The organism is Arthrobacter sp. SO3 (genome assembly GCF_020532825.1).
Classification (GTDB): Bacteria; Actinomycetota; Actinomycetes; order Actinomycetales; family Micrococcaceae; genus Arthrobacter.
In genome coordinates this window covers 1-7,199 of record NZ_MQTS01000160.1, presented here as the reverse complement: position 1 = coordinate 7,199, position 7,199 = coordinate 1, and the positions used below count along the sequence as shown (strand labels likewise).

Below are 7,199 nucleotides of genomic sequence, written 5' to 3'. Positions count from 1 at the left end.
GCGGGTGCGATGGCCTCCTGGTCCGCGGCGTTCAAGACGACCCCGAACCCGGTGACCCCGGCTGCGGTGGTGTTCACGGACAAGGACGGGACGGCTGCTGATACGTATACGGTCCCGGCGACGACCGGTGTGGATTACCTCGTCGGCGGAACGGTCAAACCTGCCGGAACCTACCCCGGCAGCGGAACCGTCACCGTGAACGCGAAAGCCAAGGCCGACTACATCATCGCCTCGGGCGCGACGGCCTCCTGGGCTGCGACGTTCTCGACGTCCCCAGCGCCGACAGTTCCGGCGGCGCCGAAGCGCTTAAACGACTTCACGGGTGACGGCAAGACGGACGTCATCGCCCGCGACGCCGCGGGGGAGCTGTGGCTGTACCCGGGGACGGGGACCGGAGACTGGCTTAAGCGGATCGACCTCGGCGGCGGCTGGAACGTGATGTCCACTATCGTCAGTGCCGGCGATTTCAATGGCGACGGCAAAGCAGACGTAATCGCCCGGGACAACAGCGGTGAACTCTGGCTATACCCGGGGACTGGAACCGGCGACTGGTCCAAGCGGCAGGATCTTGGAGCCGGCTGGAACGTCATGACATCGATCGTTGCCCCCGGTGACTTCAACGCAGACGGCAAGCCCGACCTGATTGCCCGGGACAGCAGCGGAGAATTGTGGCTCTACCCAAACAACGGAGCCGGCGACTGGCTCAAGCGCGTTGATCTGGGCGCCGGTTGGAACATCATGAACTCCATCGTCGCTCCCGGAGACTTCAACGCCGACGGCAAGGTGGATTTGGTCGCCCGCGACACCAGCGGCCAGCTGTGGCTCTACCCGGGCAATGGGCAGAATGAATGGTTCCGGCGGGTCGATCTGGGCTCGGGCTGGAACACCATGAACGCAATCACAGCTCCCGGTGACATGAACGGCGACGGCCGCCCCGACGTCATTGCGCGCGACACCACCGGTGAGCTCTGGCTCTACCCGAACAACGGCGTCGGCGACTGGTTCAAGCGCATCGATCTCGGTCCGGGCTGGAACCCCATGACCGCCATCCTGTAGCCGGCGTTCCCTCAGGAGGTCCTCCGCGCCGCACCCCCGGACGCGGGGGACCTCCTTTGGGTTAGTGCCACGTGTCAGTGATGCGGCACGGCGCCGTCGGAGTGCTGGATCGCCGCGGCGAAGACCGGCAGGGCGCGCTGGATCATCTCCTCGGAGGCGGTGAGTGAGATCCGGAAATAGCCCGGCGTCTCGAACAGGGTGCCCGGCAGCACGAACACGTCCTGGTCCGCGAGGGCGGCAGTGAACTGCTCGTCGTCGTCGGCCGGGGTGCGGACGAACAGGTAAAACGCCCCCTCCGGCCGCGTGACCTGGTACCCCATGCCGGTCAGCGCCTCCACCATCAGGTCGCGTTTGCGCTGCAGCTGCCCGACGTCGATCGAGAACTGCTCCAGCCGCGGCAGCGCGTGCTGCAGCAGGGCATTGGGGTAGATCCAGCCCATCGACATCTGCAGGGCGCCGATCGCCTCCCGCAGCGGGCCGCGGTCCGGCATAGTGGGCGGCAGCGCCAGGTAGCCGATCCGCTGCCCCGGCGCCAGATGGGTCTTGCCGTACGAGTAGGCCAGCAGCGTGTACGGATAGTATTCGGCGGGGCTGTGGAACCGCGCGCCGTCGTAGACGATCCGGTTGTAGGCCTCGTCGGAGAGCAGGTAGACCCGCCGGCCGTTGCTGCGCGAGGCCCCCTCCAGCATGTCGGCCAGGTCCTTCAGGAGCGCGGGCGGGTAGATCCGGCCGGTCGGGTTGTTGGGGGTGTTGACGATCACCACCCGGGTGCGCGGGGTGATGGCCGCCCCCAGCGCCGCGAGATCGACGTCGAACGTTTCGGCGTCGCAGCGGATCTTGACCGGCACCAGCCCGGCCTCGAGCACCAGCGGCTCGTAGAAGAACCACGGCGGAAGGGTGAAGATGACCTCGTCGCCGGGGTCGGCGACGGCCTTGAGCGCCAGCGGGATCGCGGTGAAGCCTCCCGTGGTGAGGTGGATGTCCGCCGGCTCGAAGGGCATGCCCAGCAGCCGCCGCAGGGACGCCGCGGCGGCGGACTGCGCCTCCGGTTCGTTGGTCTTGTAGGCAAACCAGCGCTCGTTCCGGGGCGTCAGTGCGTCCGCGAGGGCTTCGACGTAGGCGGGCTGCGGCATCTGGTGCGGGTTGCCCAGTGCGAGGTCGCAGATCCCCGGCACGTGCTGGCGCCGGGCGTAGACGGAGTCGCGGAGGAAGGTGTTGATCCGCTGTTGCGACGGGACGGACGCGAGCTTGGCGGCCCGCCGGGAAACGCTCAGTGAAGCCGGAGAATCAGTGCTCATGACAGTCCCTCGGGAGGTGGCAGCTTGACCGTATGGACGGATGGGCCCGACACGCTGCTGAGCCAGTGGCTGGGCGGGACTAATTCTGGTCCTCGGCGGGGCAGATGTAAACGGGGCTGGGTGGGCGGCGGGCCGTCTCCAGCCACAGCGGGTAACCGCGGGGCGACTTACGAGTACCTCCTACTCGGGCGGAAGCTAAGCGGGCTTAGTACGGTCGGGCGAGTGCGCCGGTTCATCCGCAAGCCGGCCCTATGCGGAGCGGCGCGAGTGCCGCCGTCAGGGTTCGCCCGTAACGATTTGCCGCGCATGGTCTCCGCCCGGATGGGTGATGCGTTTCTACGTAAAAATGGAGGAGAACATCATGTTAGGAAAAATGTCCCGGCGTTTCGCGCCGGCAGCAGCCCTGTTTGCTGCCCTCACCCTCGCAGCACCGCAATCAGCCTTCGCCGCGGATGAACCGATTGTTTACCCTGGCTGCGAGGACTTCGGCATAACCTTCACTGGCACCGGTGGAAACCAGGCGGTGCGGTTACTCCGGGATAAGGACGGTGTCCAATACATCATTATTGGCGGACACGGCACTGTCCTCACAGTCACCAACGCCGAAGATCCCACAAAGTCAGTGACGTTTCCCACCCAAGGATCGGTCACGCAGATCACCAGCTACCCGGACGGTACAGCCGATTTTCAGCTGACGGGGAAGAACTTGTTTATCCTTTACCCAACGGATAACCCTGGACCCTCCACCATCCTGTACACCGGGCGCGTCACGTTCAGCAACGATGCCAGCGGTGTTTCAACGGTTACGAGTACATCCGGTAGGCAGAGAGACATCTGCGCAGAACTGGCACCCTAGGGTTACACCTCTGGGGACGACGGGTGGGTGAACGTGATGGCCCGCTGGGGTACTCGACTCAAAGAAGAGGACCTCCAGCGCCGTGAGGCTACATCGCTGAAGCGGCCAAATCCGGTGCTGCGCGTGGAGGATCATCGGCGCCGACCCGCTAACCCAGACTGAACAGGGAACGGCCCCGCATGCGGTGGTGTGCGGGGCCGTTTGCGCAGACGTAATGCGTGGTGCTGCTCGCCAGGCCGGTGCCACTGGTTTGATCAGCGTGGACACGCCGGTGGCGACGGCGAAGCTGCCGCCCAGGCAGGCCGCCACGGCGACCCCAGTCGCACGTCACCCCAACGGCGGCTGCCGCTTCGCGTGGCCGGTCGCTTGTTCGAAGCCGTAGGCCACTTGAAGCAGCTCGAAATCCCGCCCGTGGTTCATGGTCAACTGAAGCCCCACCGGCAGACCACCGTCGCTGAACCCCGCCGGGACCGAGATGGCAGGGATGCCGGTCGCGGAGATCAGGCAGGCGGAGCGCATCCAGTCCAGGTAGGTCTCGAACTCGACGCCGTTGATGGACGTCGGGTACCGCAGGGACGCCTCAAAGGGCAGTAACTGCGCGGTGGGGCTGGCGAACACGTCGTACCGGCCGAAGAAGCGCCGCACGCTGGTGTCCAGCCGGGTTCGGGCGAGGGCTGCGGAGACCAGGTCCTGCCCGGTGTGTGCCCGGCCCCTGTCCACGTTCCAGCGCACCTCGGGCTTGACCACGTCCAAGTGCTTGGCCACCAGCTCACCCAGGCCCAGGGCAAAATCGAACGCCCGGGTGGTGCCGAACACTTCATCCGCGTCCCGCAGGTCCGGCGCGGATTCCTCCACGGTGGCGCCGAGATCCTCGAAGATCCGCAGCTGGCTTTCCAGTACGCGCAGCACCTCCTTCTCCACCGGCACGCCCAGGCCGAAGTCCGGCGACCAGCCAATCCGCAGGCCGGTTAGGTCGTGCCGCAGCGGTTCGGTGAATCGCCCGGCCGCCACCGGAACCGCGTAGGGCACGGCGGGGTCCGGCCCGGCCACGGCCGCCATGGCCAAGGCAATGTCTTCCACGTCGCGGGCCATGGTGCCGGTCCGGGCGAGCCAGGCCCACGCGTTGCGGGTCGGCGCCACCGGGATCACGCCCACCGACGGCCGAAACCCAACCACGTTGCAGAACGACGCCGGGATCCGCAACGAGCCGCCCATGTCGCTGCCGTCGCTGAGCGGCTGGATGCGGGCGGCGATGGCGGCCGCCGCGCCGCCGCTGCTGCCGCCGGCGCTCTTGGCAGTGTCGTAGGGGTTGACGGTGGTACCGAAGATGTCGTTGAAGGTGTGCGAGCCCGCAGCGAACTCCGGCACGTTGGTCTTGCCGGTGGTGACCACCCCGGCCGCCTTGAACCTGGCGATGATGAGGTCATCAAAGTCCGGCACGAAATCCCTGAAGATGACCGAGCCCTGCGTGGTCCGCAGGCCCTTGGTGTTGTTGGTGTCCTTATGTGTCATGGGCAGGCCATGGAGCGGCGGGAGCTCCGCCCCGGAGACGGTCAGCGCGTCGGCGGTCGCGGCCAGCGCCGCAGCACCCTCGCGGTCCTCGGTAACCACCGCGTTGAGCTGACCGTTCACGGCGTCGATCCGGGCGAAGTGCGCATCGAGGGCCTCCCGTGCGGAGATGTCCCGACGCCGGATGGCCGCGGTCAGTTCCGTGGCGGACAGCGCGCTTATGCCGCCGGCCGCCGGGCCGGCCGCTTGGCGTGTGGCAGGGCTGGCCCCGGACCTGGCCATCGGGTCGGTCACAGCGCGGCCCCGGACCGGCCCACCCGGGAGAACAGGGAAGTCAAGGCGGCGCGGAGGCCCGTGCTCAGTGTCGGCTCGACGTCCGGTGCGAAGTACGGTGAGTGGTTCCCGGGAAGGGGAGTCTCGGAGTCGAGCCTTTCCTGCGTGTAGGCACCGAACATCCAGTACACCGACGGCACGTCCAGCACCTCGGCGAGGAGCCCGAAGTCCTCGCTGCCCATCACCGGCGGGACCACGTTCACGCAGTCCTCGCCGAGGGCGGCCTGGAATTCGCTGATCAAGGCGTCAGCGGAGGCGGGGTCGTTGTAGCACTGCGGGAAGCTGGAGATTTCCTCGATCTCGGGGGCCGGGGCTCCGGAGGCGTCCGCTTCGGCGTGCAGGATGCGGCGCAGGGAATCGAGCACCCGGGTGCGGACGTCGACGTCGAACGTCCGGACGTTGATGGAGAACTCGGCCGTGGCCGGGATGATGTTTTCCTTCAGCCCGGCGTGGAAGGTGCCGACGGTAACTACGGCGGACTTCATCGGGTGGACCTCGCGTGAGACGACGGTCTGCAGCCGCACCACCATGTGGGCACCGAGGACGATCGGGTCGATGGACTGTTCCGGCTGGGAGCCGTGCGCCTGGCGGCCGTGGACGGTGATCTTCCAGGAGTCGGCCATGGCCATGGCCGTGCCGCTGCTGATGTTGACTGTTCCGGATAGCCCCGGCCAGACATGCTGCCCGTAGATGATTTCCGGCTTCGGGGCCTTGTCCCATAGTCCGTCCTCGATCATGGCATTGGCCCCGGCGGCGGTTTCCTCACCGGGCTGGAAGATGAAGACCACGGTCCCGGACCACGCGTCCAGGTTTTCGCTCAGCAGTTGTGCGGCCGTCAGGGCGACGGTCATGTGGGTGTCGTGGCCGCAGCCGTGCATCACCGGGACTGGCGTGCCGTCCGCAAGCGTGCCGGTGGCGGTGCTGGCGAACTCCAGGCCGGTGTCTTCCTTCATCGGCAGGCCGTCGGTGTCCGCCCGGTAAGCCACTACAGGCCCCGTCCCGTTGCGCAGGATTCCCACGACGCCGGTGCCGCCGCACATGAACGTTTCCAGGCCCAGCGCGTCGAGCTTCTGCTGGATGAATGCCGCCGTGTTGGTTTCCTGCATGGAGAGCTCCGGATGGGCGTGGAGGCGGCGGTAAAGCTCGTACATTTCGGCCTGGCGGGTGTCGCTGAGTTCAAATAAGGCAGTGCGGGTGGTCATGGGGTTCCTTCCGGAGGAGTTCGGGAGTCTGGTTGGGGGCGCTCACTGGGGTTAGTTCCGTGGGCCGGGTTCAGGGTTCAGATGCGCCTAGTTCACGAGGGTGGTGGCGGCGGGCGCGTCCTTGCGGGCCCGCAGGAACCACGCCAGGGCCGCCGTCAGCAGGACCACAATCCCGGTGGCCGGCTTGGCGAGCGCCGGGACGGCGGGGACCAAGACGAAGAGGACTATGACAGCGACGACCACGGCGATGACAGTCACCCGGGGCTGCTTCATGGTGACGACGAGCTGGACCAGGACGGCGCCGATGATGCTGGGGAAGATGTAGAGCCGGGCGACATCGACGACGTCGGCCGGGATGACGCTGACCAGCCAGGTGCCGAGCACACCGACGAACAGCAGCATCGAGAACACGTGCACCATCGCGGCTCCGCAGATGGCCATGAGGGCCGCAAACTCGCCGCGTTTGGTTCCTGCCTTGGCGCCAATGGTCGCCTGGGCCACCAGGGCCGACGGGAGCAGCTTGTTGGCGATGTTGCCGATCATGAAGGCCTGGTACATGGCGGCCGGGCCGAGGACAGGGTAGTAGGTGATGGGCTCGACAAACCACAACACGAAGAACGCGGCCGCGACGGCGAAGAAGGCGGTCCAGACCTGGCCGGAGGTGATGCCGAGGTCGCCGAAGAGCACCAGGTAGAGCGGAGCCGCGAGGGAGAAGATGAGCGCGGAGGACATCGTGATCTGGCCCCAGCGGGAGGTGGTGCGGTCGAATTCGAGGAGGGTCGCGGCCCGGGAGGCATCAGTAGCGAGAGCAGTCATGAAAATCAATCCTTTCGAGACGGGAAATGGCTGGAATTCGCTGCCTAGGTGTATTACCCACGGAGGTTAGTGACGCGGCTTGCTGGTGGCTGACCCTTGAGTGAGGTGTGGCCTCGGTGATGATTGTAG

The 7,199-nt window shown here is 66.7% G+C and carries 6 protein-coding genes; 2 read left to right on the top strand and 4 right to left on the bottom strand.

Annotated elements, in window-relative coordinates:
* Positions 1 to 1,056 (top strand): FG-GAP-like repeat-containing protein (locus BJQ90_RS14840; protein ID WP_226761010.1); only part of this gene is annotated, 1,056 nt, incomplete at its 5' end.
* Between the two features lie 74 nt (positions 1,057 to 1,130).
* Here BJQ90_RS14840 and BJQ90_RS14835 read toward each other — a convergent pair.
* Positions 1,131 to 2,354, bottom strand: coding sequence for an aminotransferase class I/II-fold pyridoxal phosphate-dependent enzyme (locus tag BJQ90_RS14835; protein WP_226761009.1), 1,224 nt, complete (start codon positions 2,352 to 2,354; stop codon positions 1,131 to 1,133).
* Between the two features lie 328 nt (positions 2,355 to 2,682).
* Here BJQ90_RS14835 and BJQ90_RS14830 point away from each other — a divergent pair, with 328 nt between their 5' ends.
* Positions 2,683 to 3,210 carry a hypothetical protein gene (locus BJQ90_RS14830; RefSeq protein WP_226761008.1) on the top strand — a complete coding sequence of 176 codons (528 nt, stop codon included), beginning with the start codon at positions 2,683 to 2,685 and terminating at the stop codon, positions 3,208 to 3,210.
* 327 nt (positions 3,211 to 3,537) lie between these two features.
* Here BJQ90_RS14830 and BJQ90_RS14825 read toward each other — a convergent pair whose 3' ends face one another.
* The 3 genes from BJQ90_RS14825 to BJQ90_RS14815 all read right to left on the bottom strand — a co-directional run bounded on the left by BJQ90_RS14825 (position 3,538) and on the right by BJQ90_RS14815 (position 7,070).
* The gene (locus BJQ90_RS14825) at positions 3,538 to 5,001 is read right to left on the bottom strand and encodes an amidase (RefSeq protein WP_226761007.1); all 1,464 of its coding nucleotides are present in this window, start codon (positions 4,999 to 5,001) and stop codon (positions 3,538 to 3,540) included.
* Positions 5,002 to 5,009: 8 nt separating this feature from the next.
* Positions 5,010 to 6,254: an amidohydrolase gene (locus BJQ90_RS14820; protein WP_226761006.1), complete on the bottom strand. Its 1,245-nt coding sequence runs from the start codon at positions 6,252 to 6,254 to the stop codon at positions 5,010 to 5,012.
* Between the two features lie 87 nt (positions 6,255 to 6,341).
* Positions 6,342 to 7,070, bottom strand: a complete 729-nt coding sequence (locus BJQ90_RS14815) for a hypothetical protein (RefSeq protein WP_226761005.1) — start codon at positions 7,068 to 7,070, stop codon at positions 6,342 to 6,344.
* Between the last annotated feature and the right edge of the window lie 129 nt (positions 7,071 to 7,199).